We start from the raw sequence: 25,537 nt of genomic DNA on the forward strand, positions 1-25,537 counted from the left end.
GAAACTGCGCGGCCCAGGGGGTTGGGGTGGGGGTGGTTCGTCACTCGCGTAGGGCCGGGGGCATGCTGGCCCCACGTGGTCCGGGTACGACGGTCGCGGCGTCGGTCCCCGACGCGTCGGCGCCCGGGCCCGCCGGCGCGGTGGTGCGCCGGGCGGCCCGCCAGGCGGGCAGGTAGCCCACGGCGGCGAGCGCCAGGGCGACCGCACCGGCCAGCATCGCGGTGCTCACGCTCGCCCGGTCGGCCACCGCGCCGAGCAGTACGCCGCCGGCCGCGGCGGAGGGCATGGCCACCATCGAGGTGAGCGAGAGGACGCTGGTGCGGTGCGGGCCGTCGACCTGCCGGTGCACCAGCCCCTTGTAAACGGGGTTGGCCGCCCCGTGCACGGCGTAGCAGAGGAAGTAGGCGACCAGCACCCCGACCGGGCCGGCGAGCAGGGCCATGCCGACCACGGTGACGCCCTGCACGACGTGCAGCAGCACGGCACCGGCCGGTGCGCCGAGCCGGCGGGTCAGCAGCGGGACGAGCGCCGCCGCACCGGCCGAGGCGAGCCAGGCGACCGTGCTGGCCGGTCCGAGCAGCGCCGCCGCCCGGTCGGCGTCGCCGACGACCTCGGCGAGCCGGACCGGCAGCATGGTCTCGAAGGTGACCATGCCGAAGCCCCAGAACAGCTCGACCGCCACCAGGGCGGCCAGCACCCGGGAGCGGCGGAGCAGCCCGAACGCCTGACCCACCATCCGGGGCACCTCGGCCACCGAGGAGCGCAGCGCGCCGCTCCCGGCGGCAGGACGGGTCTCGACCAGCAGCGCGACCAGCGCGACCAGGGACACCAGTTGAAGTGCCACCGCCACGACGACCGGGGTGGTGAGGGCGCTGACCGGCCCGAGCGGTCCGAGCGCGACCAGGCCGCCGCTGAGCAGGGCGCCCGCGGCGATGCACAGGCCGAGGACCGTCCCGCCCTGGGCGAGCCCCTTCTCGTACGCGGCGTCGGGGTCGGCGGCGAGGGTGGCGTCGACGTACCAGGCTTCGAGGGGGCCGCTGTCCAGCGCCCGGTAGACGCCCTGCAACGCCCAGACGGCGACCAGCAGCGCGAAGGTGTCCGCCACCACCAGCAGGCCGGTGGAGGCGAGATTGACCACGGCGGCGACCACCAGCACGGGCCGCCGGCCGAGGGCGTCGGCGAGGCCGCCGGTGGGCAGCTCCAGGGCGAGGACCAGCAGGCCCTGCGCGGCGGCGGCCAGGCCGATCTGGGTCAGCGACAGGCCGCGCTCCTGCATCAGCAGGATGATGACCGGGATGACCAGCCCGACCGGCAGCCAGCGCAGGCCGTGCAGGACCAGGTAGCGCCGCCGGACCTGGTGGACGGTCAGGGTGCTCATCGCTCCTCCACCCGGGGGAAGGCGGACAGGAAGACGAACACGTCGCGCGCGTTCGCCGGGTCCGGTACGGGTTCGTCGCGGTAGCGCATGACGACCTCGTGGAGTTCGTCGTTGAGCGCCCGCAGGCGGGTGGGGTCGAGGCGCAGCATCATGTCCCCGATGGCGGCGGCCTCCCGCCACGCACGGTCGGCGTTCCGGGAGGCAGCCATCCACCGCTCGGCCTGCTCGGCCATCCAGCGGATCCAGTCGGACTCGAGCCACTCCACCGCCGCCCGGGCGTCCGGGTCGTCGTCGAAGTCGGTCGGCTCGAAGTGGGTGATGTCGTGCGCCGCCCGCCACCACCGCTGCCGGCCGCTGGCCCGGTCCGGGTCCTCGACCACCAGGCCCACGTCGGCCAACTGCCGCAGGTGGTAGCTGGTGGCGCCGGTGTTCGTGCGCAGCTTGTCGGCGAGGGTCGTGGCGGTCGCCGGCCCGTCCATCCGGAGCGCCCCGAGCAGCCGCAGCCGCAGCGGGTGAGCCAGTGTACGGATCTGGCGACCGTCGAGATGGACGGTCCGTACGGGCCCACGCCCGGAAGATTCCTCTGCCATGGATGCACAGTAACCGCGCACAGTTTCTATGCACAAGAGTTGTGCATAGAAATTGTGCCTGTGCGCCGCCAGGTCAGGCGGTGTCAGGCGAGGAGTTCGGCGACGCCGCGCAGGCGGGTCCGGAGCAGCCCGGTGGCGCGGGCGGAGTCGAGGCGTACCTCGGTGGGACGGTGCAGACCCGACGCCGCACCGGTGGTGGTCTTCAGGCCGGCCGGGTCGAGGCCCTCTCGGCGCGCCACCAGCAGACCCAGCTCGGCGCGGCTCACCGCGTCCGGCCCGGCCACGTTGAGCGGGCCGGCGTAGTCACCGTCGACGAGTTCGAGGACGGCGGCGGCCAGGTCGGTCACGTCGATCGGACAGCGGAGCTCGTCGGTGAACAGGGCGGCCCGGCCGGCGAGGCCGTCCCGGCAGAGCTGGATCTGCTTGCTGCCCTCCCCCACGATCAACGAGGTGCGCACCAGCGCCGCGCCCGGGTCGGCCGCCCGCACCGCGGTCTCCGCCGCCGCCTTCGCCGCCCCGTACGGGAAGATCGGCGTGGGCGGGTCGTCGTCCCGGTACGGAGACGGGCGGCCGGCGTGCAGCGCGTCGCTGGACAGGTGCACCAGCCGGGCCCCCACCTCGGCGGCGGCGAACGCGACGTGGGCCGCCCCGTCGGCGGTGACGGCCCAGTCGTCGTACCGGTAGGGGGTGGCGACGACGGCGTCGGGGCGTACCTCCGCCAGGAGCGCGCGCACGGCGGCCCGGTCGGTCACGTCAAGCCGTCGCACGACGACGCCCGGCACCCCGACGGACCCGCCGCAACACGTCCCCACCACCGCACGCCCGTCGCCAACGGCCCGCCGACAGACCTCCCCACCCAGAAACCCACTGGCCCCCACCACGAGCAGCGTCATCCCCGCCCCACCCTGTCGATCAAGAGGTTTGCGTCAACCGAAGGCCCGATCATGACGCAAACCTCTTGATCAACGTGGACCGGCCGAAGGCGAGGGAGCCCGGGGGGTGGGGGGTCAGGTGGGGTCGGCTACCGGGGCGGCGGGGCCGGCGGTGCCGGTGTGGGGGGTGGCCTGGGGCTTGGGCTTGGCGTCGATGCCGGCCTCGGTGCGCTGCTGGGCCGTGATCGGGGTGGGCGCGCCGGTCAGCGGGTCGAAGCCACCCCGGGTCTTCGGGAAGGCGATCACCTCGCGAATCGAGTCCGCGCCGGCCAGCAGCATGCAGACCCGGTCCCAGCCGAACGCGATGCCGCCGTGCGGCGGGGCGCCGTACTTGAACGCCTCCAGCAGGAAGCCGAACTTGTCCTGCGCCTCCTCCGGCGTGATACCGAGCAGGTCGAAGACCCGCTTCTGCACGTCGCCCCGGTGGATACGGATGGAGCCGCCGCCGATCTCGTTGCCGTTGCAGACGATGTCGTACGCGTACGCGAGCGCGCGGTCCGGCGCCTCCTCGAAACGGCCCACCCAGTCCGCGTTCGGCGAGGTGAACGGGTGGTGCACGGCCGTCCAGCCACCCGCCCCGCCATTCTCGTCCGACGTCCGTTCGAACATCGGCGCGTCGACCACCCAACAGAACGCCCAGGCGCTCTCGTCGACCAGGCCGGCCCGCTTGGCGATCTCGATGCGGGCCGCGCCGAGCAGTTCCTGCGCCTCCCGCGTGTCGGTGCTCGCGGCGAAGAAGACCGCGTCGCCCGGCTTGGCGCCGACCGCGTCGGCCAGCCCGGCCAGGTGCGCCTCGGAGAGGTTCTTCGCCACCGGGCCGCGCGGGGCACCGGTCTCGGCGTCGAGCACCACGTACGCGAGGCCCTTCGCGCCGCGCGCCTTCGCCCAGTCCTGCCAGCCGTCCAGCTCCTTGCGGGTCTGCGACGCGCCGCCCGGCATCACCACCGCGCCGACGTAGCCGCCCGCGTCGATCGCCCCGGCGAACACCCGGAACTCCGTGCCGCGCAGGTAGTCGGTCAGCTCGGTCAGCTCGACGCCGTAGCGCAGGTCCGGCTTGTCGGAGCCGTACCGGGCCATCGCGTCGTGCCAGGTGATGCGCGGGATCGGCCGGGAGATCTCGTGGCCGGCCAGGTCCTTCCACAGCGCCGAGACGATCGCCTCACCGAGGTCGATCACGTCGTCCTCGGTGACGAAGGACATCTCGATGTCGAGCTGGGTGAACTCCGGCTGCCGGTCGGCGCGGAAGTCCTCGTCCCGGTAGCAGCGGGCGATCTGGTAGTACCGCTCCATGCCGCCGACCATGAGCAGCTGCTTGAACAGCTGCGGCGACTGCGGCAGCGCGTACCAGCTGCCGGGCTGGAGCCGCACCGGCACCAGGAAGTCCCGGGCGCCCTCGGGCGTCGACCGGGTCAGGGTCGGGGTCTCGATCTCCAGGAAGTCCCGCTCGTGCAGCACCGTGCGGGCGAGCTGGTTGGCGCGCGAGCGCAGCCGCATCGCCCTCGCCGGGCCGCTGCGGCGCAGGTCCAGGTAGCGGTAGCGCAGGCGGATGTCGTCGCCGGCCTCGACCTGGTCGTCGACCGGCAGCGGCAGCGGCGCCGCCTCGGAGAGCACCTCCAGCGCGGTCGCGGTCACCTCGATCTCGCCGGTCGGCAGCTCCGGGTTCTCGTTACCCTCGGGACGGCGGGTCACCTCGCCGGTGACCTTCACGCAGAACTCGTTGCGCAGCGCGTGGGCGTCCTCCTCGCGGAAGACGACCTGGACGACACCGGAGCCGTCGCGCAGGTCGACGAAGATGACACCGCCGTGGTCGCGCCGGCGGGCCACCCACCCGGCGAGCGTCACCGTGGTGCCGGCGTCCGTCGCGCGCAGGCTGCCGGCGTCATGGGTACGGATCACGACTTGCGTCTCCTCATCTGCGGTCCACGTCTGATGCCCGCATTCTGTCAGTCCGACGGAGCACACCTGCCGTCACCCGCCGACCTGGGGACGGCGGGTGACGGGTCGCAAGGACCGGGAAGACGGATCGGGGAAAGTCAGTCGGGGATGTCCCAGGCGTACACCTCGACCGTCGTCGCCCCGTCGTTTGCCACCCCGACGACGTACAGCAGGATCATCCGCCACTCGTCACCGCGTGCCCGGGCCTCCTGGTAATTGGTGGTGACGCAGATGGCCGCGTCCTTGCGGACCGGTATCGCGGCGTCCTTGCCGACCGGCGCGCTGCGGATCTTCTCGGCGCAATCCTTGGGCGTCATGCCGGGTCGGGCCGCCTCGCTGCCCTGGACCCCGTCGAGCAGTCGGAAGTTCGTCGGCTGGTTGCCGCAGCCCGCGATGAACCTCAGGTCGGCGTCGTCCTGCTCGTTCTTGGCCCGGGGTTCGTCGAGGTCCGCGTACATCGAGTAGCCGCACCGCGCCTTCAGGATCAGCGTCTGCTTGTCGTACTTCGGCTCGTACACGGTCTGTTCGGTCAGCTCCGGCTCCTCACCGGGCGAGCGCGGCACGTCCTGGACCGACGACGGTGAAGAATCCACCGGCGACTCCGCGGCACTCGTCGCGGCGCTGGGCGGAGCCTGCGACGGGGTGCCGGCCGGGCGGCCGCTCAGCGCGATCGACTTCGCGTCCTTGGCCTGGTCCACGGCGCGCCACGCGAACAGGGCGGAGCCGGACGCCAGCAGCAGCGCCAGGACAGCGGCCACGAGCGCCACCAGGGCGAACCGGGTGCCGGTCGAGGACGCCCGGCCGGCCAGGGCGGGACGGCCTTCGGAGGGAGCGCCGGCCGAACCGGCCGCCGAGGGGGGAACGCTCGGACCGGGCGACGGGTCACTGCCGTGCGGCTGACTCACGCCGAGCACCTCCTGCTTGAACGGGTTGACGTCGAGGACAGGTGGCGTTTATCGCAGAAAAGACGGTGGATGACTATCACATAGGCGACAGCGGATCAGCGGAGGAGCCCTGCGAGGGCACGCCGGATGATAGAAACGGTCTTCATCCGATCCGGCACCGACATTCGGGAGAGACGTGGCCACCGTCGAAGAGGCACCCTCGGAAGGGAGCGCAGGAAAGCAACCGGAAGGACGCCCCGGACGCGGGCGGCCCGTGGTCGCCGCGCTGGCGCTGCTCGGAGTCCTGATCGCTGCCGCCGCCCTGGCCCGTGACTACTTCGACGTCACCCACGACCCGGGTGGGCCGGGCGAGTTGGCCGGCACCGCGTCGACCGTCGCGGCCCGGCCAGCCGGCACACCCGAGGTGAAGGGCACGACCAGCGGCGCGACCGCGGCGGCGGGCGTCCACCTCGACGCCCTGCCGGTGCAGGGCGGGGGCGCGAACCTGGTACCGCTGCCCCGGGCGCTGCAGGGTCGGACAGGCTACGACCGCGCCGTCACGATTTCCTGCCCCCGGAACACGAATGCGGACAAGAATCGGGAGGTCGTCTATCCGTTGCTCCGGCGCTACGTCGACGTGACGACCTCCGTCCGGCCCTATTTCCCGGACGACCCGCAGGCGAAGGCGTACGTCTCGGCCACCATTTCCGTCCGACAGGCCGACGGTACGGTCAATCGCCTGGACCGGGGTGGGCAGGAGGCTCGACAGAACGCCTCGGCCGTGCTGTCCGCCGACGTGGAGGGCGCCGACGAACTGACTCTGCGGGTACGGTGCGAATCGCCCACCGGACTTGTGGTACTCACCGACGCCTGGCTCACCGCAGGGTGATCCATCCCCGTCGCGGTGCCGGGACGGCATCCGTCGGGACTGCGCGTACGGTGTGCCGGTGCGTGTCGTACCCCCTTGGGCTCTGTTCTCCGCCGCGCTCGCCCCCGTGCTGCTGATCGGTGGCTGGACCCTCGCCGATGCCCGGCAGCCCGGCGGTTTCGACCAGGTCACCGGGACGATCAGTGCGCTCGCGGCGAGGGACGCCGCCGACCGCTGGATCATGACGGTCGCGCTGCTGTGTCTCGGCCTGTGCCACTGCGTCACGGCCGCCGGGCTGCGACCGCTGCGCCCGGCCGGCCGGCTGATGCTGGCCCTCGGCGGTGTCGCCACCGTGGCGGTGGCCGCCTTTCCGTTGCCGGCCGAGCGCGGATCCTCCACCGCACACGGGCTTGCCGCCGCCGTGGCGTTCGGCGCGCTGGCGCTGTGGCCGGCGCTCGCCGCCGGTGGCCACGCCACCGGCCTCTCCGTCGTCGCAGGTACGGCCTGCGCCGCGCTGCTGCTGGCGTTGGTCGGCTGGTTCGGAGGGGAACTGGTCGCGGGCGGGCCGCGGATCGGGCTGTCCGAGCGGTTCGCCGCCGGGGCGCAGGCGCTCTGCCCGCTGCTGGTGGCGGTGGTGCTCGGTGGTGGTCGGAGGGCTGCGGCTGGTTCGTCCGGACCGGACCGGGGGTGAGCGCCCGGGGGCCCTCGGCGGTGTCGGCGCGCCGCGGACGCCCGTGGACGGCACCGGAGTGCGACGCCGGCTCGAGCCGGCACGCCGGGCCGGAAGGAGACGGTCTCGGCACGCGGAGCGGGCCGCCGGTTTCCCGACGGCCCGCCGTGTGGTGCGTGTGGATCAGTAGACGGCCACGCCGTAGCGGCTCAGCACCTCACCGACCGGCTGGAAGTACGTGGTGCCGCCGGAGGAGCAGTTGCCGCTGCCGCCGGAGGTGAGGCCCAGGGCGGTGCCGCCGCTGAACAGCGAGCCGCCGCTGTCGCCCGGCTCGGCGCAGACGTTGGTGCGGATCAGGCCGTAGACCGAACCCTCGGCGTAGTTGACCGTGGCGTTCAACGCGCTGACCGAGCCGCTGCGCAGGCCGGTGGTGCTACCGGAGCGCTGCACCGACTGACCGACGTACGCATTGCCGGAACCGGTGATGTCCCGGTAGCTGCCGTTGTAGAGGTACACGTTGCCCGGCTGCGTGGTGGTCTGGTTGCTGTACCGGACGATGCCGTAGTCGTTGCCCGGGAAGCTGGTGCCGGACCGGGCGCCGAGGTAGGCGGTCTGGGCGGAGTTCGAGTACCAACTGGACGAGATGTTCGTGCAGTGCCCGGCGGTGATGAAGTACTTCACGCCACTACTGCTGCGGACGTTGAAGCCGAGCGAGCAGCGACCGCCACCGCCGGCGTAGATGGCCTGACCGCCGGAGATGCGGGTGCTCAGCACACCGGCCTCGGCCTCGATGCGCACCGCGCCGCCGGTACGGGCGGCGGCGGCCTTGACCCGCTCCAGCTTCGCGCCGGTGACGGTGCTGTCGACGGAGACGACGACCTGGTTGGTGGCCGGGTCGGTCCACCACGCGGTGCCGGGGATCTTCGCCGTGCTCTCCAGCTCGGCGGTGGCGCGGTTCAGCTCGGCGGCGCCGCGCTCGACGATCTTCGGGGTGGCGCCGGCGGCGGCGACCTGGCGGGCGGCGAGGGCGTCGGTGACCGCGACGACCATCTTGCCGTTGGCACCGGCGTACGTGCCGGCGGCGCGGTCGCCGAGGCGCTCGGCGAGGGTGGCGGCGGCGTCCGGCGAGGCGGCGGGGGCGGCCTGGGCCGGGGCGCCGATGAGTCCACCGGCGACCAGGGTTCCGGCCGCCACGATCGTGGCGGCACGGCGGAACGTTGACCTCGTGGGTCGCATGTAACAACCTCCGGGAGAGGGGGCTACGGCCCGCGTCGGGGGTGACGGGGGCCAAGGGAACCCGGCCGAGCTGGGGGAACCCCGCCAGGTGAACTGAAGTATTCACATACTTAAGATCGTAGGCAAGCCCCTGTTTGCCCGAATTCACCCGACGGCCACGTGTAACCGGTAAGCAACATTGTGGACACAGAACGTGGTCTATACGCTCCGGTCACCGCGTATTCCGGTACCCGCGATCCGGAGGCAACCATGATCCTCGTCCGTCGCGCGCTGGCCACCCTCGCCGGCACCCTCGCCCTCGTCCTGCTCGCCGCCACCCCCGCCGTCGCCGACTCCGGCCCGCCACCGAACTCGATGGCGAGCCTCGGTGACTCCATCACCCGCGGCTTCAACGCCTGCGGGTGGTACGTCGACTGCACGTCGCGCTCGTTCAGCACCGGGGACTACTCCACGGTGAACAGTCACTACCTGCGCATCCGCACGGTCAACCCGACCATCAACGGCCGCAACTACAACGACGCCCGGTCCGGGGCGAAGTCCGCCGACATGTACGGCCAGGCCGGCACCGCGGTCAGCCAGGGCGTCGGCTACGTCACGATGCTGATCGGCGCGAACGACGCCTGCACCAGCTCGGAGTCGACGATGACCTCGGTGACCACCTTCCGGGCGAACATCGACTCCGCGCTCAACCGGCTCAGGGCCGGCGTGCCCAACGCGAAGGTCTTCGTCATCAGCATCCCGGACATCCAACGCCTCTGGTACGTAGGCCGGACCAGCTTCAGCGCCCGCTCCGCCTGGTCGACCTTCGGCATCTGCCAGTCCATGCTGGCCAACCCGACCTCCACCGCCCAGGTGGACGTCGATCGGCGCAACCGGGTCCGGCAGCGCGTGATCGACTTCAACACCCAGCTCGCGGCGGCCTGCGCGGCGTACGGCGCGAACTGCCTGTTCGACAACAACGCCGTCTTCGGCTATCCGTTCGCCCTGAACCAGCTCTCCGGCTGGGACTACTTCCACCCGAACACCGGCGGGCAGCAGGTGCTGGCGAGCGTGTCGTACGCCGCCGGCTTCCGCTGGTAGGCGATCCGGTGACCGGCGCGCGGAGCTCCGGCATCCGCGCGCCGCGTCCTCCGCGCCGGTTCGGCCGCGTCAGGCGGACCGACGGCGGGCGCCGGGACCGGGCCGGGGCACCACGTCGCGCGGGCCGGTGACCTCGTGCCCACGCTCGCAGCACAACTCGACGCGGACCGCACCGCCGCACTCGCGGTGGGCGACGGTGAGCGGGGAGCCCTCCGGGTCGGCAAGGTAGCGGTCGCCCCAGCCGAGCACGGCGACGAACACCGGCCACAGGTCGAGGCCCTTGCCGGTCAGCCGGTACTCGTGCCGGACCCGGCTGCCCGGCTCGCGGTACGGCTCGCGGCGCAGCACCCCCTGCTCGACGAGGGTGGCCAGCCGGTTGGTGAGCACCTGCCGGGGGATGCCGGTGCGCACCCGCATGTCGTCGAAGCGGCGTACGCCGTTGAAGACCTCGCGTAGCACCACCATGGTCCACTTCTCGCCGAGGACCTCCATCGCGCGGGCGATGGTGCAGTTCTCGATCGACCAGTCCAGTGCCGTGGGTCTCATACCCGCCAAGGCTAGGTCTGATTGACAGACTCAGCAACGCGGTGCAGGCTGAGTCCATGACGCAGACGCAGGACCCGGCGCGCAGCCGTACGTTCTCCTGGTCCGATCCGGGCATCAACGCGGCCCACCTCGGGCGACGCAGCGGCCTGGAGCTGCTGCGGGCGATGATCGCCGGCGAGCTGGCCGCACCGCCGATCATGCACCTGGTCGACATCGCCCGGATGGAGGCCGACGAGGGCCGGGTCGCGGTCGAGCTGATGCCGCAGGAGTTCCACTACAACCCGCTCGGCACCGTCCACGGTGGGGTCATCTCCACGCTGCTGGACACCGCCGCGGCCTGCGCGGTGCACACCACGCTGCCGGTCGGCGTCGGCTACACCTCGCTGGACCTGAACGTGAAGTTCCTCCGCCCGGTCACCGTGAACTCGGGCATCCTGCGCTGCGAGGGCACCGTGCTCCAGCGCGGTCGCCGCACCGCCCTGGCCGAGGCCCGCCTGACCGACACGAAGGACCGCCTGGTAGCCCACGCCACCTCGAGCTGCCTCCTCTTCCCCCTCGACTCCCCCGCCTAGCCCCGCCTCTCCCCGCCCCTCACCCTCTCCCGCGATCTTGCAATTTCGGTCGCTGGTTCGCACCTTGTGCGGCTTTCGCCGAGGCCGAAAGTGCAAGATCGCGGGACCGGGACCGGGACCGGGACCGGGACCGGGACCGGGACCGGGACCGGGACCGGGACCGGGACCGGGACCGGGACCGGGACCGGGGCGCGGGGATGAGCTGCCCCGGGTGCGGTTGTTGTCAGAGAGAGCCAGCGGCGGTCGCGCCCGGGGTACCCCGGTCAGCTTCGGGTGGCCAGGCGGGCGGCGCGGGCGTCGCGCTTCTCCTCGAAGCGCGCGGCGTGGCGCTCCAGGGCGTCGAGGTGCTCGGCGATCTCGTCCCGGGCGGCCTCGCCGTCGGCGTCGAGCCCGGTCACGCTGAACACGTCCCACTGTCGCAGCACCGGGACGACCACCTCGTCGCGGTGCTGCCGCAGGTCGTAGATGCCGGCCAGGGCGATCGCCACGGACTTGCGGGCGAAACCGTCGATGCCGGTGCCGGGCATCTGGAAGTCGGCGAGCACGTCGGCCACCGCGCGCATCGCCTGGCCGGGCGCCAGCTCGAACGCCGCACCAAGCAGGTTGCGGTAGAAGACCATGTGCAGGTTCTCGTCGGCCGCGACCCGCGCCAGCAGCGCCTCGCAGGCCGGATCGCCGGTCACCCGCCCGGTGTTGCGGTGCGAGATCCGGGTGGCCAGCTCCTGGAACGAGACGTACGCCAGGGAGTGCAGCACCTCGTCGCCGTGGACGTTGTGGTAGCCGGCCGACATGTGCGTCATCCGGGCCCGTTCCAGGGCGACCGGGTCCACCGCCCGGGTGACGGTCAGGTAGTCGCGGATGGCGGTGCCGTGCCGCCCCTCCTCGGCGGTCCACCGGTGCACCCAGGTCCCCCAGGCGCCGTCCCGGCCGAAGAGCGTCGCGATCTCGTGGTGGTACGAGGGCAGATTGTCCTCCGTGAGGAGGTTGACGATCAGGGCGGTGCGGGCCACCTCGGGGACCGTGCTGTCCTCCGGGGACCACGCCTGCCCGCCGAGCGGCCCGTCGAAGGTGCGTCCCTCGCTCCACGGCACGTACTCGTGCGGGAACCACTCCCTCGCCAGGGACAGGTGCCGGTCGAGGTTCTTCTCCACGACCGGCTCCAGCTCGGTCAGCAGGGCGGTCTGGCTCAGTGTGGTCACGACGATCTCCCTACGGTGGCGTAACTTACGCCACCGTAGGTCCGATCGGCCGTACGCGCCAGTAATGTCTCAGCTGACCAGAGGCTTCAGGTCCACCGCGGGCGGCATCCAGGTTCCGGCCGCCGCGGCCACCTGCTCGCCGGAGCGGATGTCCTTCACCTGGTCCCCCTCGGCAGCGGGGAACCAGACGTACGGGATCCCGCGCCGCTCGGCGTACCGGATCTGCTTGCCGAACTTGGCGGCGCTCGGCGACACCTCGGTCGGGACGCCCCGGGACCGCAGGGCCTCGGCGACGGCGTTGCTGGCCGCCCGCTCCTCCTCGTTGGTGACCGCGACCAGGACACAGGTCGGCACGTCCCGGGACACCGACAGCGCACCGGCGCCGAAGAGCAGCCCGAGCAGCCGGGTGACCCCGATCGAGATGCCCACACCCGGGAAGCGGACATTGCCGGAGCTGGCCAGGTTGTCGTACCGGCCGCCGGAACACACCGAGCCGAACCGCTCGTACCCGGCGAGCTGCGTCTCGTACACGGTGCCCGTGTAGTAGTCGAGGCCGCGGGCGATGCGCAGGTCGGCCACGCAGAGCCCCGGGGAGTGCGCCGCGGCGGTGTCGACCACCCGGACCAGCTCCTCGACGCCCTCGTCGAGCATCGGGTCGGTCACGCCGAGCGCCCGGACCGCGTCGGCGAAGGAGGCGTCCGGCGCGGAGATCTCGGCCAGGGCCAGGCACGCCTTCGCCTGCGCCTCGCTCGCCCCGGCCGTCTCGGCCAGCAGCTCGGCGACCTTCGCCGGGCCGACCCGGTCCAGCCGGTCCACCGCGCGCAGCGCCGCCGCCGGGTCGGTCAGGCCGATCCCCCGGTAGAAGCCCTCGCAGATCTTGCGGTTGTTGACCTGGATCGTCACCGGCGGGACCGGGAGCGAGCGCAGGGCGTCGCCGATCACCAGCGGCATCTCCGCCTCGTAGTGCGCCGGCAGGGTGTCCCGGTCGACGATGTCGATGTCGGCCTGGACGAACTCCCGGTAGCGGCCCTCCTGCGGCCGCTCACCCCGCCACACCTTCTGGATCTGGTAGCGGCGGAACGGGAACTGGAGCTTGCCGGCGTTCTCCAGCACGTACCGGGCGAACGGCACGGTCAGGTCGAAGTGCAGGCCGAGCGCGTCGTCACCGGCCGGGCCGTCCTCGTCGGCCTGCAACCGGCGGATCAGGTAGACCTCCTTGGAGGTCTCCCCCTTGCGCAGCAGCTGGTCCAGCGGCTCCACCGCGCGGGTCTCCAGCGGCGCGAAGCCGTACAGCTCGAAGGTGGCGCGGATCCGGTCGAGGACGTACTGCTCGATCATCCGCTGGGCGGGCGTCCACTCCGGGAAGCCGGAGATGGGCGTGGGCTTGCTCATGATGCTCCTTCGGCACCCGCGCGGACGGCGCGCGGGGAGGTCGTGGTGCGGCCGGTCCTACAGGCCGCGGGTGGGTGCCGCCGGTCGCGCGCCGCGGTCCGCCGCCACCTCGCGGAGGTACGGGTTGGTCGCGCGCTCGCGGCCGATGGTGGTCGCGGGGCCGTGGCCGGGCAGGACGACGGTGTCGTCGGCGAGCGGGAGGATCTTGTCCCGCAGGCTGGTCATCATCGTCGGGAGGCTGCCGCCCGGCAGGTCGGTGCGCCCGATGGAGCCGGCGAACAGGACGTCACCGGAGAGGCAGAGCTGGTCCGCCTCCCACGACGAGCCCGTGGCCGGCAGCCGGAACAGCACCGACCCGCCGGTATGGCCGGGGGCGTGGTCGACGGTGATCTCCAACCCGGCGAGGCTCAGGGTGGCGCCGTCGGCCAGCTCCGCCACGTCCTCGGGCTCGGTGTAGGGCAGCCGGCCGCCGAACAGCGCGGTGAGATCGGCGGACAGCCCCTTGGTCGGGTCGGCGAGCATCTCCCGGTCTCCCGGGTGCACGTACGCGGTGATGCCACGGGCGCCGCAGACCGGAGCGACCGAGAAGGTGTGGTCGAGGTGGCCGTGCGTCAGCAGCACGGCGGCGGGGTGCAGCCGGTGCTCGGCCAGGAGCGCGTCGAGCCGGTCGAGCACCCCGATGCCGGGGTCGACCACCACGCACTGCTCCCCCGGCGCAGCGGCGACCACGTAGCAGTTGGTGCCGAAGGCGTCCGCGGGAAAGCCGGCCACGAGCACGTCCGCTCCCCTTCCGTCGAGATGTCCGGTCCCGATCCGAGCCTATCGGGCGGCACGAACGGATTCGCCGGGCCCGCCGCACCCGGTGGCCGAGCCGACAGTGACACGTTCCGATAGCCGCAGCCCCGACCTCGTACACCACATCCACAGGCCGTGGCCGTACACTCTGGCGGGCGTGTGGCGTGGCGCACCTGCCACCGGCGCGGGCGCGCGGCGCCCGACCGCCACGGACCAGGGTAGAGGAAGGGGAGCACGGGTGGCTTCCAGCAGGGACCGGCAGCGCAAACTCGCGCGGGCCAAGCTCGACCGGCAGCTCGTCCGGCGAGCGGCCGCGGCCAGGCGCCGGCGGCAGATCCAGGCCGGGGTCGGCACGGCCGTCGTCCTGGCGCTCGTCGTGGCCGGTTCGGCGTGGGCGCTGGGCGCCTTCGACTCCGATCCGAAGGAGAACACCGCCGCCGAGGACGTCTGCCTCTGGACCCCGCAGGACGCCACGGCGAACACCAACCTCCGCGACGTCGGCACGCCGGCCACCAAGGGCCTGCCCACCGAGGGCACCCGGACGATGACCGTCGTCACCAACCAGGGCGCCCCGGTCACCGCCGAGCTGGACCTGGCGTCCGCGCCCTGCGCGGCGGCCAGCATCACGCACCTGGCCAGCAAGTCGTTCTACGACAACACCAAGTGCCACGAGATCACCACCGAGGGCGCCGTCCGCTGCGGCGACCCCAGCGGCACCGGTCTCGGCGGCCCGACCTACTCGCTCTACGACGAGAACGTGCCCGACCCGGCACCGTCGGCGAGTCCGGCGCCCGGCGCGCCCGCGACCTACCCGAAGGGCACGGTCGCCATGGTCTCCACGCCGCCGGGCGTCACCGGCAGCCAGTTCCTGATCTTCTTCAAGGACTTCACCACCGCCGACCCGAAGTACTCGATCATCGGACGGGTCACCGGCGGTCTGGCCACGGTCGAGAAGATCGGCGCCCTGCCGACCGTGGACAATGGGGCTGGAGCCAAGGTCAAGCCCAAGGACGACGACGTGGTCGTGCAGAGCCTGACCGTCACCGAGCCGGCCCTCGCCGAGGTGACTCCGACCCCGGCCCCGTCGGCGTCGGGCACCCCGGCGGCCAGCCCGAGCGCCGGCTGACCGGCCACCCACCGTGAGCGGCACCGACCGCGCCCGAAAGCCCAGGAGGATCCAGGCGTGACGTCCACCAGAGAGCGTCAGCGCGCGGCGGCCCGCGCCCGGCTCGAGAAGGAGATGGCCGAGCGGGCCGCCCGTGCCCAGCGGCGGCGGCGGACCCAGGCGGTCGTCGGGGCCGGTGCGGTCCTGCTGCTCGTGGTCGCCGGAACGGTCTGGCTGGTGTCCGCCCTCGGCGACGACGATCAGACCGACACCACGGCGACACCGCAGGGCGCCGCCCAGTGCGCGTTCACCGAGATCCCGGCCGACCAGCGGACCCCGCAGATCAAGGACGTCGGGCTGCCGGCGAACCAGCAGCCGAACACCGGCACCCAGACGCTGACGCTCGAGACCAACCTCGGGCCGATCACCGCCAAGGTCGACCGGTCCAAGGTGCCCTGCACCGCGGCCAGCTTCAACCACCTGGCGGAGAAGAACTTCTTCGACAACAGCAAGTGCCACCGGCTCGTCACCGAGGGCATCAAGGTGCTCCAGTGCGGTGACCCGAGCGCGACCGGCAAGGGCTGGCGGGAGACCGACGGCACCGGCGGCCCGAGCTACCGGCTCACCGAGGAGAACCTCCCCACCGACCAGCGTCCCCCGTACCCGGAGGGCGTGATCGCGATGGCCAACTCGGGCCAGCCGGGCAGCACCGGCAGCCAGTTCTTCATCGTCTACGGGGACTCGCCGCTCGACCCCAACTACACCGTCCTCGGCACGATCACCGGCGGCATGGACATCGTGAAGCAGGTGGCGGCGGCCGGTGACGACAAGGCGTTCGCCCAGCAGGCCGGTGGTGGTCACCCGAAGAAGGAGATCACCATCAACAAGCTCACCATGAGCGCCCCGCAGGGCTGACCCTGCCGTACGCGACAGCGCCCGCCGGCATCCGCCGGCGGGCGCTTTGTCGTGCGGTGGCCGGCGGCGTCAGCACTCCAGGTCGCGCCGCTCGTACCGCGCCACCCCCACCACGCCGAGGAGCAGGGCCAGCACGGCCATGACCACGGTGGCCGGGACGTTCGGGGCGTCGTCCGGGACGGCGGCGAGGTGGCGGAACGGTGACATGCCGGCGGCCCACCCTGGCGCGCCGACGCTGTCCGCGACGACCTGCCAGAGGAAGCCGCCGGCGCCGGGCAGGACCCCCACCGCCAGCACCGCACGAGGCCTCCACCCGAGGGCCAGGACTGCCGCGCCCAGGCAGAGCAGCACGATCGGAGCGACGTTCGCGGTGCCGGCGAGGGCGGCGGCCAGCGGGAGGTCCGCGCCGACGGTGGCGGCACCGGACCAGGTGGCCACCCCGGCGACCGTGAGGAGCACCGCGACGCCCGCGAGCGTGGCGAGGACCTCCGCGCCGAGTAACCGGCCCCGGGTGACCGGCTGGGCGTGGAGCGCGGTGAGCCGACGGTCGGTCTCCGCCGCCGCGAACGCCGCCACGCGCACCGCGGCAAAGGCACCGACCGGGACGGCGAGCAGCGCGAACAACGCCGCCGCGTAGCCCCGGACGCTGCCGAGACCCCCGAAGCCGGCATCGGCGGCGAGCGTGGCGAAGCGGGGGTTGTCGGTCAGGAAGGCGGTCATCTCGGCGGCGAGCACGCCGATCAGCAGGAAGTACGCGGCGATCCCGGCCGCCCAGCCGGCGAGGGGGCGCAGCAGCCGTCGTACCGCGAAGGCGTCGACCGAGCCGAGCAGCCACCGCCGGGGCCGCCGCCCGGCGGACGCCGGCAGCAGTCCGCCGCGCACGTCCCGCCGGCCGGCCAGGACCAGCGCGGCGACGGTCACCGCGACCACGGCCGTGGCCAGCACCACCAGCGGGACCCGCCGGTCGTCGTGGTAGGGCTGCGTCAGGGCGAGCAGGCCGTACGGGGACAGCCACCGGAGCCACCCCAGCGCGGCCACCCCGTCACCGACCATGCGGGCCAGCAGGCCGAGGCCGAGCACCGCCACGGTGGCGCCGCTGGCACCGGCCCGGGTGGGGAACACCTGGGCGGCCAGGGTCGCCACCGCGACGGCGAACATGCCGACCAGGGCGAGGCCACCGCCGTGCAGGACCGCCCCGACCAGCGGCGTGCCGACGGCGAGGAGCGCCCCGGTCACCCCGGCCGCGATGGCCGCCATGGCCACCACCAGGACGATCAGGTGCCGGCGTACCACGGCCGGGAGCCCGAGTGGCCCCGAGAGCACCAGGTCCCACCGGCCCGCGTCCTCCTCGCCGCGGGTGATCCGGGTGGCCGCGAGCAACCCCCACACCGACACCAGGACCGCGAGAGCGGCACCGGTCCGCCAGACGGTGAAGCCTCCCGGGGTGTCGAGGGCGACCGGCTCGCCGAACAGGGTGCGGACGGCCGGGTTCTCGGCCAGGGCTGCCAGCGCGGCGGCGTCGAGGGCGTCACCGACGGTGCGCTCGTACGTGACCGCGACCAGGGCGGACATGCCGGCGGCCACGGCGAACACGATCAGCGCGCCGCGGCGGACCTGCCGGAGGGCGAGCCGGCTCACCGCGTACGCGGCGCTCACCGGTCTGTCTCCCCGTAGTAGTCGAGGAAGATCTCCTCCAGCGTGGGTTCCCGCACGGTCAGGGCGGTGACGTCGGCCGCCGCGAGGGCCCGCAGGGCCGGCGCGGGCGACCCGGTGAACGTGAACCGCAGCGTGGACCCACCCTCGCGCGCCACGTCCTCGACTCCCGCGACGCCGTCCAGGTCGGGCCCGTCTCCGGTGTGCCGGACCAGCACCTCGGCGCGGTGCAGCCGACGCAGGTCGGGCACGGTGGCGACGTCGACCAGCCGGCCGGCGCGCAGGATGCCCACCCGGTCGCACACGGCCTCCACCTCGGCCAGTTGGTGCGAGGAGAGGAACACCGTGCGTCCGTCGTCCCGTGCCTCGGCGACCGCGCGACGGAACTCTCTCTCCATCAGCGGGTCCAGCCCACTGGTGGGCTCGTCGAACACCAGCAGCGGGGCGCGGGTGGCGAAGGCCGCGACGAGCGCCACCTTCTGCCGGTTGCCGGTCGAATACGTCCGGGCCGGCTTGGACAGGTCGAGGTCGAACCGCCGCACGAGCTCGTCGCGGTAGGCGCGGTCGACACCCGGGCCGGTGGCGGCGAGCAGGTCGAGGGTTTCGGCGCCGGTGAGTTGGGGCCAGAGCGCCACGTCGGCCGGCACGTACGCCAGCAGCCGGTGCGCCCGGGCCACGTCGCCGGCGTCCACGTCGAAGATCCGGGCCCGGCCCGTGGTCGGGCGGGACAGCCCGAGCAGCAACCGGATGGTGGTGGACTTGCCGGCCCCGTTGGGCCCGAGGAAACCGAAGACCTCACCGCCGGCGACGGTGAGGTTCAGGTCGTCGAGCGCGACGAGCCGCCCGTAGCGCTTGGTGAGGTGGTCGGTGTGGATGGCGGGTGGCTGCACGGCGGCCTCCGGTAGGCAGGGGTCGAGGACCGCCGACCAGACTTCCCGGCACACCGTGGACACCGTAGCGGGCGGCGTCAAGCCCACCGGCAGCCGTGCGACTCCCTACTCCGTCGCGGCGAACCGCTCGACGTTGTCGACCGGCCCGACGACCAGAATGAGGTCCCCGTAGCCGAGCACGGTCTCCGGGGTGGCGTGCGTGAAACCCGGCCGCCGACCGCCGATCCCCGCCTCGGGTTTCACCGCGACCACGGTGACCCCCCATGTGCTGCGCAGCTTGGACTCGCGCAGCGGCATCCCGACGACGTCGCGCGGCGGCTTGGTCTTGATGACGGCGAAGTCCGCGTCGACCTCGACGTAGTCGAGAATCCGACCGGAAAGCAGATGGGCGATGCGTTCACCCATGTCGTGCTCGGGCGCGACGACGTGGTGGGCGCCCACCCGGGCGAGGATCTTGCCGTGCTGGGCGTCGATGGCCTTGGCCCAGATGTCGGGAATTCCCAGCTCGGACAGGAGGGATGTGGTGAGGATGCTCGCCTGGATGTCCGTACCGATGGCCACCACCGCCCGATGGAACTCCGCCACGCCGAGCTGTCGGAGCGCCTCGACGTCCGTGGAGTCCGCGGTGACCACATGGGGAAGTTGCCCGACCAGCGCCTGGACGATCTTCGGACGGTTGTCGACACCGAGGACCTCGGTGCCCCGTCGGACCAGTTCCATGGCGAGGGCCGTGCCGAAACGACCGAGCCCGACCACGACCACCGGTTCGGTGCGTACCTCAGCCAACGATCGTCCTCTCCTCGGGGAGTTCGTACCGGCGGTCCCGGTCCCGCAGCGCCAGCGCCGACGCGAGGGTCAACGGGCCGATTCGGCCAGCGAACATCAACACGACCAGCAGGAGGTCCGCCTCCGGAGGAAGGCTACCCGTGATGCCGGTGGAGAGGCCCACCGTGGCGAACGCGGAGACCACCTCGAACAGGACCACGTCGAGCCGGTAGGGCGTGATGGCCAGCAGCAGGAAGGTGCCGACGATCACCGCCCCGACACTGAGCAGGGCGACGGCCAGGGCCTGGCGTTGGTTGGTGGCCGGGATCCGACGGCGGCCCACGTTGACGTGCGTCTCACCGCGCATCTCGGACCAGAGCACGAAGGCGAGCAGACCGAACGTCGTGACCTTGATGCCCCCGGCGGTGCCGGCGCTACCACCACCGATGAACATCAGCACGTCGCTGGCGAGCAGGCTCTCCGGCCGCAGCGAGCCGATGTCGACACTGTTGAAACCGGCGGTACGGGTCATCGTCGCGGCGAAGAAGCCAGCGAGCAGCTTCTCCGCCCCGGTGAGCGGCCCGAACGTCCGGGGGTTGGAGAACTCGGCGAGGGTGAGCACGGCCGTGCCCAGCACCAGCAGGGCGACGGTCAGAGCAAGGGTGATCCGGGTCAGCACCGACCACGTCGACGGACGTCGCCAGTTGCGGGCCAGCTCGAACACCACCGGGAAGCCGAGCCCGCCGAGGATCACCGCCGCGGCAAGGGTCAGAGTGATCCACGGATCGGTGACGTACCCGACGAGGCTGTCGGCTCGAGTGGAGAAGCCCGCGTTGTTGAAAGCCGAGACCGCGTGGAACACCCCGTCGTACAGGGCGGAACCGAACGGCTTGTCGTAGGCGGTGCTGAACCGGACAGTGAGCACGACCGCGACGACGGCCTCGCTGACGAGACTGAACAGGACGATCCGACGCAGGACGCCGCGGAGATCACCGAGACCGACGCTCTTGGTCTCCGCCTGGGCGAGGAACCGGGCCCGCAGCCCGATCCGGCGGAACAGCAACACCGTGAACAGGGTCGCCAGCGTCATGATCCCGAGCCCGCCGGCCTGGATCAGCAGCAGGATCACCGCCTGGCCGAAGCCCGACCAGTAGCTGCCGGTGTCCACCGTCACCAGGCCCGTCACGCACACCGCCGACGTCGCGGTGAAGAGCGCGTCCATCAGCACCGCACGCTCGCCGGTCCGGGTTGCCAGGGGCAGCGAGAGCAGACCAGTTCCCACCGTCACCGCCAGGGCGAACCCGATGGCGATCACCTGCGCCGGGTGACGGAACCGGTCCGTACGCCGCCGCCACGTGGGACGGCGGGTCAGTGACGGCACGGCCGGGCTCTGGCCGCAGTCGGACCCGACCGGTCAGGGTCCCGGCGGCCGGCCGGTTGCCTCGGAGGGCTCACGATCGACACGCAGTGCATGATCGCACGGCACCCCTGGCGTCGAGCATCGCCGCCCCGGCCCGGCGCTCGCCGAGCCCGGAGGTGCATGGTCAGGCGCCGGAGGTGACCCGGTAGGCGTCGAAGACGCCGTCGACCTTGCGGACCGTGGCCAGCAGGTGACCAAGGTGCTTCGGGTCGGCCATCTCGAAGCTGAACCGGCTCACCGCCACCCGGTCCCGGGTGGTGGTGACGGTGGCGGAGAGGATGTTGACCCGCTCGTCGGAGAGCACCCGGGTGACGTCGGCCAGCAGCTTGTGCCGGTCCAGCGCCTCCACCTGGATGGCGACCAGGAACGTCGAGGCGGAGGTCAGCTTCCAGCTCACCTCGACGACCCGCTCGTTCTGGGCGCGCAGGTCCTCGGCGTTGGCGCAGTCGTCCCGGTGCACGCTCACCCCGCCGGAGCGGGTGACGAACCCGAACACCGAGTCCGGTGGGACCGGCGTGCAGCACCGGGCCAGCTTGATCCAGACGTCGCTGACACCCCGCACGACCACACCCGGGTCGGCACTGCTCTGGCGGCTGCGCGGTGGCCGGGTGGCGACGGCGGTCTCGGCGATGTCCTCCGCCGCGCCCTCCTCGCCGCCGTACGTGGCCATCAGCTTCTGCACCACGGACTGCGCGGAGACCTGGCTGTCGCCGACCGCCGCGTACAGCGACGCCACGTCGGCCAGGTGCAGGTCCCGGGCGATCGCCATCAGGTTGTCGGAGGTCAGCATCCGCTGCAGGGGCATGCCCTGCTTGCGCATCGCCTTGACGATCGCGTCCTTGCCGGCCTCGATCGCCTCCTCGCGCCGCTCCTTGTTGAAGTACTGACGGATCTTGGTGCGGGCGCGCGGGCTCTTGACGAAGCCCAGCCAGTCCTGCGTGGGACCGGCCGTGTCCGACTTCGACGTGAAGATCTCGATCACGTCGCCGTTGGACAGCGTCGACTCCAGCGGCACCAGCTTGCCGTTGACCCGCGCCCCGATGCACTTGTGCCCCACCTCGGTGTGCACCGCGTACGCGAAGTCCACCGGCGTCGACCCGGTCGGCAGCGGGATGACGTCACCCTTCGGGGTGAAGACGTACACCTCCTGGCTGGACAGGTCGAAGCGCAGCGCGTCGAGGAACTCGCTCGGGTCCGCCGCCTCCCGCTGCCAGTCCAGCAACTGCCGCAGCCACGTCATCTCGTCGATGTGCGCCGGCGGGCCGACGATCTGCGTGCCCTTGTGCTCCTTGTACTTCCAGTGCGCCGCGATGCCGAACTCCGCGGTGCGGTGCATCGCGTACGTGCGGATCTGCATCTCCACCGGCTTGCCGGTGGGCCCGATGACCGTCGTGTGCAGCGACTGGTACATGTTGAACTTGGGCATCGCGATGTAGTCCTTGAACCGGCCCGGCACCGGCTGCCAGTTGGCGTGGATGACACCCAGCGCCGCGTAGCAGTCCCGCACCGTGTCGACCAGGATCCGCACCCCGACCAGGTCGTAGATGTCGTTGAAGTCGCGACCCCGCACGATCATCTTCTGGTAGATCGAGTAGAGGTGCTTCGGCCGGCCGGTCGTCTCCGCCTTGATCTTGGCGGCCTTCAGGTCGGTCGACACCTTCTGCGTCACCTGGCGCAGCAGCGCCTCGCGCTGCGGCTGGTGCTCCCCGATCAGCCGGTTGATCTCCTCGTAGCGCTTCGGGAACAGCGTCCCGAAGGCGAGGTCCTCCAACTCCCACTTGATCGTGTTCATACCCAGCCGGTGGGCCAGCGGAGCCAGGATCTCCAGCGTCTCCTTCGCCTTCTGCTCCTGCTTCGGGCGGGGCAGGAAGGTCAGGGTGCGCATGTTGTGCAGCCGGTCGGCGAGCTTGATCACCAGGACCCGGGGGTCCTTCGCCATCGCCACGACCATCTTGCGGATGGTCTCGGCCTTGGCCGCGTCGCCCAGCTTGACCTTGTCCAGCTTCGTGACGCCGTCGACCAGCAGGGCCACCTCGCCGCCGAAGTCGGCACGCATCTGGTCGAGCGTGTACTCGGTGTCCTCGATCGTGTCGTGCAGCAGCGCCGCGACCAGCGTGGTCGTGTCCATCCCCAGGTTGCCCAGGATGGTGGCCACCGCGAGGGGGTGGGTGATGTACGGGTCGCCGGACTTGCGGTACTGCCCGGAGTGCCAGCGGGCGGCCGTGTCGAAGGCACGCTGGAGCAGCCGCGCGTCGGCCTTGGGATGGGCGTCGCGGTGGGTCGCGATCAGCGGTTCGAGCACCTCGCTGACCTGGGAGGTCTGCCAGGGCGCGTTGAAGCGTGCCAGCCGCGCCCGAACCCGACGGCCGGTGGGCGCGTTGGACAGGGCGAAACCACCGCTCGGCGAGGGGTCGACGGACAGGTCGGCGGGGACCCCGGTCGCGACCGGGGTGCCGTCGGGAACACCGACGGTGCGGGTGACGCCGGCGGCGACGCCACCGGGCTCGGCAGAGCCGTTTCCGGCCACCGGCCCCCGGATCGTCGCGTCAGGGGTCCGACCGGTCACCGAGCCGTCCGTGTCGCCTGTCGGGTGCACCGTGCCCTCCACCGGAGGGACGACATCGTGGGACACCGGCCTCCTCACCGCTCGCCGGGTTGCGCCGGCCGTCCGGCCGACGTTGCTGTCAACCGGCCGCCGGGCCGGCGTGTTCCGCGCCGGTCCCCGCACCGGTCCTCGCCCACCGTCGGGATCCCCCGGCGGTCAGCAATGGGCAATGCTACCCGCACGCATGGTGCCCTGCCGCTCCGCCGGACGGACCGCGCCGGGTCCGACCGGACGGCCGTGGGGCTCAAACGGTCAACAGGGCATGCACCGGACGCGGCGCCAGTCGCTTCCGGCCGCCGAGGAAGCCCAACTCCATCAGCACGGTGAAACCGGCGACCGTGCCGCCCGCCCGCTCCACGAGGTCCAGGGTGGCCTCGGCGGTGCCGCCGGTGGCCAGCACGTCGTCGACCACCAGCACGCGGTGCCCGGCGGTGAACGCGTCCTGGTGCACCTCCAGGGTCGCCTCGCCGTACTCCAGGGCGTAGGAGGCCGAGTACGCGGGGCGCGGCAGCTTGCCGGCCTTGCGCACCGGCACCACGCCGACGCCGGTCGCGTACGCGATCGCGGCGGCGATCACGAAGCCGCGCGCCTCGATGCCGACCACGGCGTCGAAGGAGTCCCGCCCGTGGTGGTCCACGATCCCGTCGATCACCTCACGGAACACCGCACCGTCGGCGAACAGCGGCATCAGGTCCTTGAACAGGACGCCGGGCTTCGGGAAGTCCGGTACGTCCAGCACCCGGCTGGACACCAGGCGCGCCACCTCGGGGCCGCTGTCTCCGCGCACTCCGGTGCTGTGGGTCTCCGTCACGGCAGTTCCGTTTCCCTTCCACGACGACGGCGTCCTGCATGCTGCTCGCACAGCATGAAGGACGCCGTCTGGTCGATTCCTAGCGGGTCGCCCCGGGTGGGTCAGCGCCGCTTGGCGCCGCCCGGGCGGTTGCCGCTCCCACCGGCGGGACGGCCGCCCCGGGCCCCGGTGGACCGCTTCCCGGCCGGGCGCGCACCCACCTTCGGCGCGGCGCCGGCCAGGGCGGCGGACTCGCCGTCCACCGGCTCCGCCACGTCCTCGCCCGCGCGGGGCGCCGGCTTGCCGGTCGTCTCGCCCCGGGCGATCGAGGACCGCCGGGCCGCCACCCGCTTGTTGTGCGCCTGGATCCGCGGGTCGCGGTTCTTCAGCAGCACCAGCAGCGGGGTGGCCAGCAGGATCGAGGTCAGGAAGGCCACCGCCATACCGACGAAGAGCACCAGACCGAGGTCCTTGAGGGTGCCCGCACCGAGCAGGAAGGCGCCGATGAACAGGATCGAGCCGACCGGGAGCAGCGCGACGACGGAGGTGTTGATCGAGCGCATGAGGCTCTGGTTCAACGCCAGGTTCGCCGCCTCGCCGTACGTCTGGTTGCTGTTGGCGGTGATCCCCCGCGTGTTCTCCTGCACCTTGTCGAAGACCACCACCACGTCGTAGAGCGCGAAGCCCAGGATGGTGAGGAACCCGATGACGGTGGACGGGGTGACCTCCAGTCCGACCAGCGAGTAGATGCCGGCGGTGAGGACCAGGTTCATCACCAGGGACGCGATGGCCGCCACGGCCATCTGCCACTCGAAGCGCAGGACCAGGTAGATGGACACGACCGCGAGGAAGATGAGCAGACCGAGCAGGGCCCGGTCGGTCACCTGGTCACCCCAGGCCTTGCTGACCCGGTCGCCGGAGATCTGGTCGACGTTGATCCCGTACGCCTGGGCCAGCGCCGCCCGGGCGGCGTTGTCCTGCTCCGGGTCGAGCTGAGTGGTCTTCAGCTCGTACACCGCGCCGCCGGTGCCGCCACCGACCTCCTGGGCGGTGACAACCTTGGCCTCCCCGGCCTGCTCGGCGAGGATGGTGTTGGTCCGCTGCTCGACGTCTTCCAGCGTGCCGACGCTCGTCGGCACCCGCAGGACGTTGCCGCCGGCGAACTCGATGCCGGGGTTGAACCCGCGGATCAGGAAGCTCGCCAGCGCCAGGAGGACCAGCACACCGGCGACGGTGAACCACACCTTGCGCCGACCGACGACGTTGAGACCGGCCTCGCCCCGGTAGAGGCGGTTAGCCAGACCACTTCCAGCCATC

23 protein-coding genes are annotated in these 25,537 nt (G+C 72.2%); 6 read left to right on the forward strand and 17 right to left on the reverse strand.

All coding sequences use genetic code 11. The features are described from left to right. Positions 1–40: 40 nt before the first annotated feature. From ACIBR0_RS19955 to ACIBR0_RS19975, 5 genes are all read right to left on the reverse strand, one after another. Positions 41–1,378 (reverse strand): MFS transporter, encoded by a 1,338-nt coding sequence (locus ACIBR0_RS19955; RefSeq protein WP_396717586.1) that lies wholly within the window; start codon positions 1,376–1,378, stop codon positions 41–43. Next, positions 1,375–1,968 carry an ArsR/SmtB family transcription factor gene (locus ACIBR0_RS19960; protein ID WP_396717588.1) on the reverse strand — a complete coding sequence of 198 codons (594 nt, stop codon included), beginning with the start codon at positions 1,966–1,968 and terminating at the stop codon, positions 1,375–1,377. The genes ACIBR0_RS19955 and ACIBR0_RS19960 overlap by 4 nt, the downstream gene beginning before the upstream one ends. An 83-nt stretch (positions 1,969–2,051) precedes the next feature. Continuing rightward, positions 2,052–2,861 carry a sugar nucleotide-binding protein gene (locus ACIBR0_RS19965; RefSeq protein ID WP_396717590.1) on the reverse strand — a complete coding sequence of 270 codons (810 nt, stop codon included), beginning with the start codon at positions 2,859–2,861 and terminating at the stop codon, positions 2,052–2,054. A gap of 114 nt (positions 2,862–2,975) precedes the next feature. Then, positions 2,976–4,796: an aspartate--tRNA ligase gene (gene aspS, locus ACIBR0_RS19970; protein ID WP_396717592.1), complete on the reverse strand. Its 1,821-nt coding sequence runs from the start codon at positions 4,794–4,796 to the stop codon at positions 2,976–2,978. A gap of 137 nt (positions 4,797–4,933) precedes the next feature. Further along, positions 4,934–5,740, reverse strand: a complete 807-nt coding sequence (locus ACIBR0_RS19975; RefSeq protein WP_396717594.1) for a hypothetical protein — start codon at positions 5,738–5,740, stop codon at positions 4,934–4,936. A gap of 253 nt (positions 5,741–5,993) precedes the next feature. On the opposite strand from ACIBR0_RS19975, the gene ACIBR0_RS19980 reads away from it, so the two are divergent. Next, positions 5,994–6,608, forward strand: a complete 615-nt coding sequence (locus tag ACIBR0_RS19980; protein WP_396717596.1) for a hypothetical protein — start codon at positions 5,994–5,996, stop codon at positions 6,606–6,608. 58 nt (positions 6,609–6,666) lie between these two features. Beyond that, positions 6,667–7,278, forward strand: a complete 612-nt coding sequence (locus tag ACIBR0_RS19985) for a DUF998 domain-containing protein (RefSeq protein ID WP_396717598.1) — start codon at positions 6,667–6,669, stop codon at positions 7,276–7,278. Positions 7,279–7,440: 162 nt separating this feature from the next. On the opposite strand, the gene ACIBR0_RS19990 is transcribed toward ACIBR0_RS19985, so the two are convergent. Continuing rightward, positions 7,441–8,493 carry a S1 family peptidase gene (locus tag ACIBR0_RS19990; RefSeq protein WP_396717600.1) on the reverse strand — a complete coding sequence of 351 codons (1,053 nt, stop codon included), beginning with the start codon at positions 8,491–8,493 and terminating at the stop codon, positions 7,441–7,443. Between the two features lie 249 nt (positions 8,494–8,742). On the opposite strand from ACIBR0_RS19990, the gene ACIBR0_RS19995 reads away from it, so the two are divergent. Next, a complete protein-coding gene (locus ACIBR0_RS19995) occupies positions 8,743–9,573 on the forward strand; it encodes an SGNH/GDSL hydrolase family protein (protein WP_396717603.1) in 831 nt (276 codons plus the stop codon). Positions 9,574–9,642: 69 nt separating this feature from the next. Here the strand turns inward: ACIBR0_RS19995 and ACIBR0_RS20000 are convergent, their stop codons facing one another. Further along, the gene (locus ACIBR0_RS20000; protein WP_396717606.1) at positions 9,643–10,119 is read right to left on the reverse strand and encodes a winged helix-turn-helix transcriptional regulator; all 477 of its coding nucleotides are present in this window, start codon (positions 10,117–10,119) and stop codon (positions 9,643–9,645) included. Positions 10,120–10,175: 56 nt separating this feature from the next. Here ACIBR0_RS20000 and ACIBR0_RS20005 point away from each other — a divergent pair, with 56 nt between their 5' ends. Continuing rightward, positions 10,176–10,691: a PaaI family thioesterase gene (locus tag ACIBR0_RS20005; RefSeq protein WP_396717608.1), complete on the forward strand. Its 516-nt coding sequence runs from the start codon at positions 10,176–10,178 to the stop codon at positions 10,689–10,691. Positions 10,692–10,954: 263 nt separating this feature from the next. Here ACIBR0_RS20005 and ACIBR0_RS20010 read toward each other — a convergent pair whose 3' ends face one another. The 3 genes from ACIBR0_RS20010 to ACIBR0_RS20020 form a co-directional block, all read right to left on the reverse strand. After that, the gene (locus ACIBR0_RS20010; RefSeq protein ID WP_396717610.1) at positions 10,955–11,890 is read right to left on the reverse strand and encodes an acyl-ACP desaturase; all 936 of its coding nucleotides are present in this window, start codon (positions 11,888–11,890) and stop codon (positions 10,955–10,957) included. 69 nt (positions 11,891–11,959) lie between these two features. Then, on the reverse strand, positions 11,960–13,282 hold the full coding sequence (gene hisS, locus ACIBR0_RS20015; protein ID WP_396717612.1) for a histidine--tRNA ligase: 1,323 nt from the start codon (positions 13,280–13,282) through the stop codon (positions 11,960–11,962). Between the two features lie 57 nt (positions 13,283–13,339). Then, complete coding sequence (locus ACIBR0_RS20020) at positions 13,340–14,059, reverse strand: MBL fold metallo-hydrolase (protein ID WP_396717614.1); 720 nt, start codon at positions 14,057–14,059, stop codon at positions 13,340–13,342. A 256-nt stretch (positions 14,060–14,315) separates the two neighbouring features. On the opposite strand from ACIBR0_RS20020, the gene ACIBR0_RS20025 reads away from it, so the two are divergent. Both ACIBR0_RS20025 and ACIBR0_RS20030 read left to right on the forward strand, forming a co-directional pair. Continuing rightward, positions 14,316–15,203: a peptidylprolyl isomerase gene (locus tag ACIBR0_RS20025; RefSeq protein ID WP_396717616.1), complete on the forward strand. Its 888-nt coding sequence runs from the start codon at positions 14,316–14,318 to the stop codon at positions 15,201–15,203. Positions 15,204–15,260: 57 nt separating this feature from the next. Further along, entirely contained in the window at positions 15,261–16,097 is an 837-nt protein-coding gene (locus tag ACIBR0_RS20030) for a peptidylprolyl isomerase (RefSeq protein WP_396717618.1), read from the forward strand. A gap of 69 nt (positions 16,098–16,166) precedes the next feature. On the opposite strand, the gene ACIBR0_RS20035 is transcribed toward ACIBR0_RS20030, so the two are convergent. The 7 genes from ACIBR0_RS20035 to secF form a co-directional block, all read right to left on the reverse strand. Beyond that, complete coding sequence (locus tag ACIBR0_RS20035; protein ID WP_396717620.1) at positions 16,167–17,753, reverse strand: ABC transporter permease; 1,587 nt, start codon at positions 17,751–17,753, stop codon at positions 16,167–16,169. Further along, positions 17,750–18,640: an ATP-binding cassette domain-containing protein gene (locus ACIBR0_RS20040; RefSeq protein WP_396717743.1), complete on the reverse strand. Its 891-nt coding sequence runs from the start codon at positions 18,638–18,640 to the stop codon at positions 17,750–17,752. The genes ACIBR0_RS20035 and ACIBR0_RS20040 overlap by 4 nt, the downstream gene beginning before the upstream one ends. A gap of 105 nt (positions 18,641–18,745) precedes the next feature. Then, complete coding sequence (locus ACIBR0_RS20045) at positions 18,746–19,426, reverse strand: potassium channel family protein (protein ID WP_396717622.1); 681 nt, start codon at positions 19,424–19,426, stop codon at positions 18,746–18,748. Next, positions 19,419–20,777, reverse strand: a complete 1,359-nt coding sequence (locus ACIBR0_RS20050) for a TrkH family potassium uptake protein (RefSeq protein ID WP_396717746.1) — start codon at positions 20,775–20,777, stop codon at positions 19,419–19,421. Before ACIBR0_RS20050 ends, ACIBR0_RS20045 begins: the two co-directional genes overlap by 8 nt. Before the next feature lie 172 nt (positions 20,778–20,949). Beyond that, positions 20,950–23,457, reverse strand: coding sequence for a RelA/SpoT family protein (locus tag ACIBR0_RS20055; protein WP_396717624.1), 2,508 nt, complete (start codon positions 23,455–23,457; stop codon positions 20,950–20,952). Between the two features lie 217 nt (positions 23,458–23,674). Continuing rightward, positions 23,675–24,241: an adenine phosphoribosyltransferase gene (locus ACIBR0_RS20060; RefSeq protein ID WP_357034783.1), complete on the reverse strand. Its 567-nt coding sequence runs from the start codon at positions 24,239–24,241 to the stop codon at positions 23,675–23,677. Between the two features lie 101 nt (positions 24,242–24,342). Next, complete coding sequence (gene secF / locus ACIBR0_RS20065) at positions 24,343–25,536, reverse strand: protein translocase subunit SecF (protein ID WP_396717626.1); 1,194 nt, start codon at positions 25,534–25,536, stop codon at positions 24,343–24,345. Position 25,537: the final 1 nt, after the last annotated feature.

The sequence above is a fragment of the Micromonospora sp. NPDC049497 genome (genome assembly GCF_044465805.1).
Lineage (GTDB): Bacteria > Actinomycetota > Actinomycetes > Mycobacteriales > Micromonosporaceae > Micromonospora.

What these genes read in the sequence shown, in the direction of transcription:
- ACIBR0_RS19995 (WP_396717603.1), top strand. Translation starts at nt 8,743, where the DNA reads ATGATCCTCGTCCGTCGCGCGCTGGCCACCCTCGCCGGCACCCTCGCC.
- hisS (WP_396717612.1), bottom strand. Translation starts at nt 13,282, where the DNA reads ATGAGCAAGCCCACGCCCATCTCCGGCTTCCCGGAGTGGACGCCCGCC.
- ACIBR0_RS20005 (WP_396717608.1), top strand. Translation starts at nt 10,176, where the DNA reads ATGACGCAGACGCAGGACCCGGCGCGCAGCCGTACGTTCTCCTGGTCC.
- ACIBR0_RS19960 (WP_396717588.1), bottom strand. Translation starts at nt 1,968, where the DNA reads ATGGCAGAGGAATCTTCCGGGCGTGGGCCCGTACGGACCGTCCATCTC.
- ACIBR0_RS19965 (WP_396717590.1), bottom strand. Translation starts at nt 2,861, where the DNA reads ATGACGCTGCTCGTGGTGGGGGCCAGTGGGTTTCTGGGTGGGGAGGTC.
- ACIBR0_RS19990 (WP_396717600.1), bottom strand. Translation starts at nt 8,493, where the DNA reads ATGCGACCCACGAGGTCAACGTTCCGCCGTGCCGCCACGATCGTGGCG.
- ACIBR0_RS19955 (WP_396717586.1), bottom strand. Translation starts at nt 1,378, where the DNA reads ATGAGCACCCTGACCGTCCACCAGGTCCGGCGGCGCTACCTGGTCCTG.
- ACIBR0_RS20000 (WP_396717606.1), bottom strand. Translation starts at nt 10,119, where the DNA reads ATGAGACCCACGGCACTGGACTGGTCGATCGAGAACTGCACCATCGCC.
- secF (WP_396717626.1), bottom strand. Translation starts at nt 25,536, where the DNA reads ATGGCTGGAAGTGGTCTGGCTAACCGCCTCTACCGGGGCGAGGCCGGT.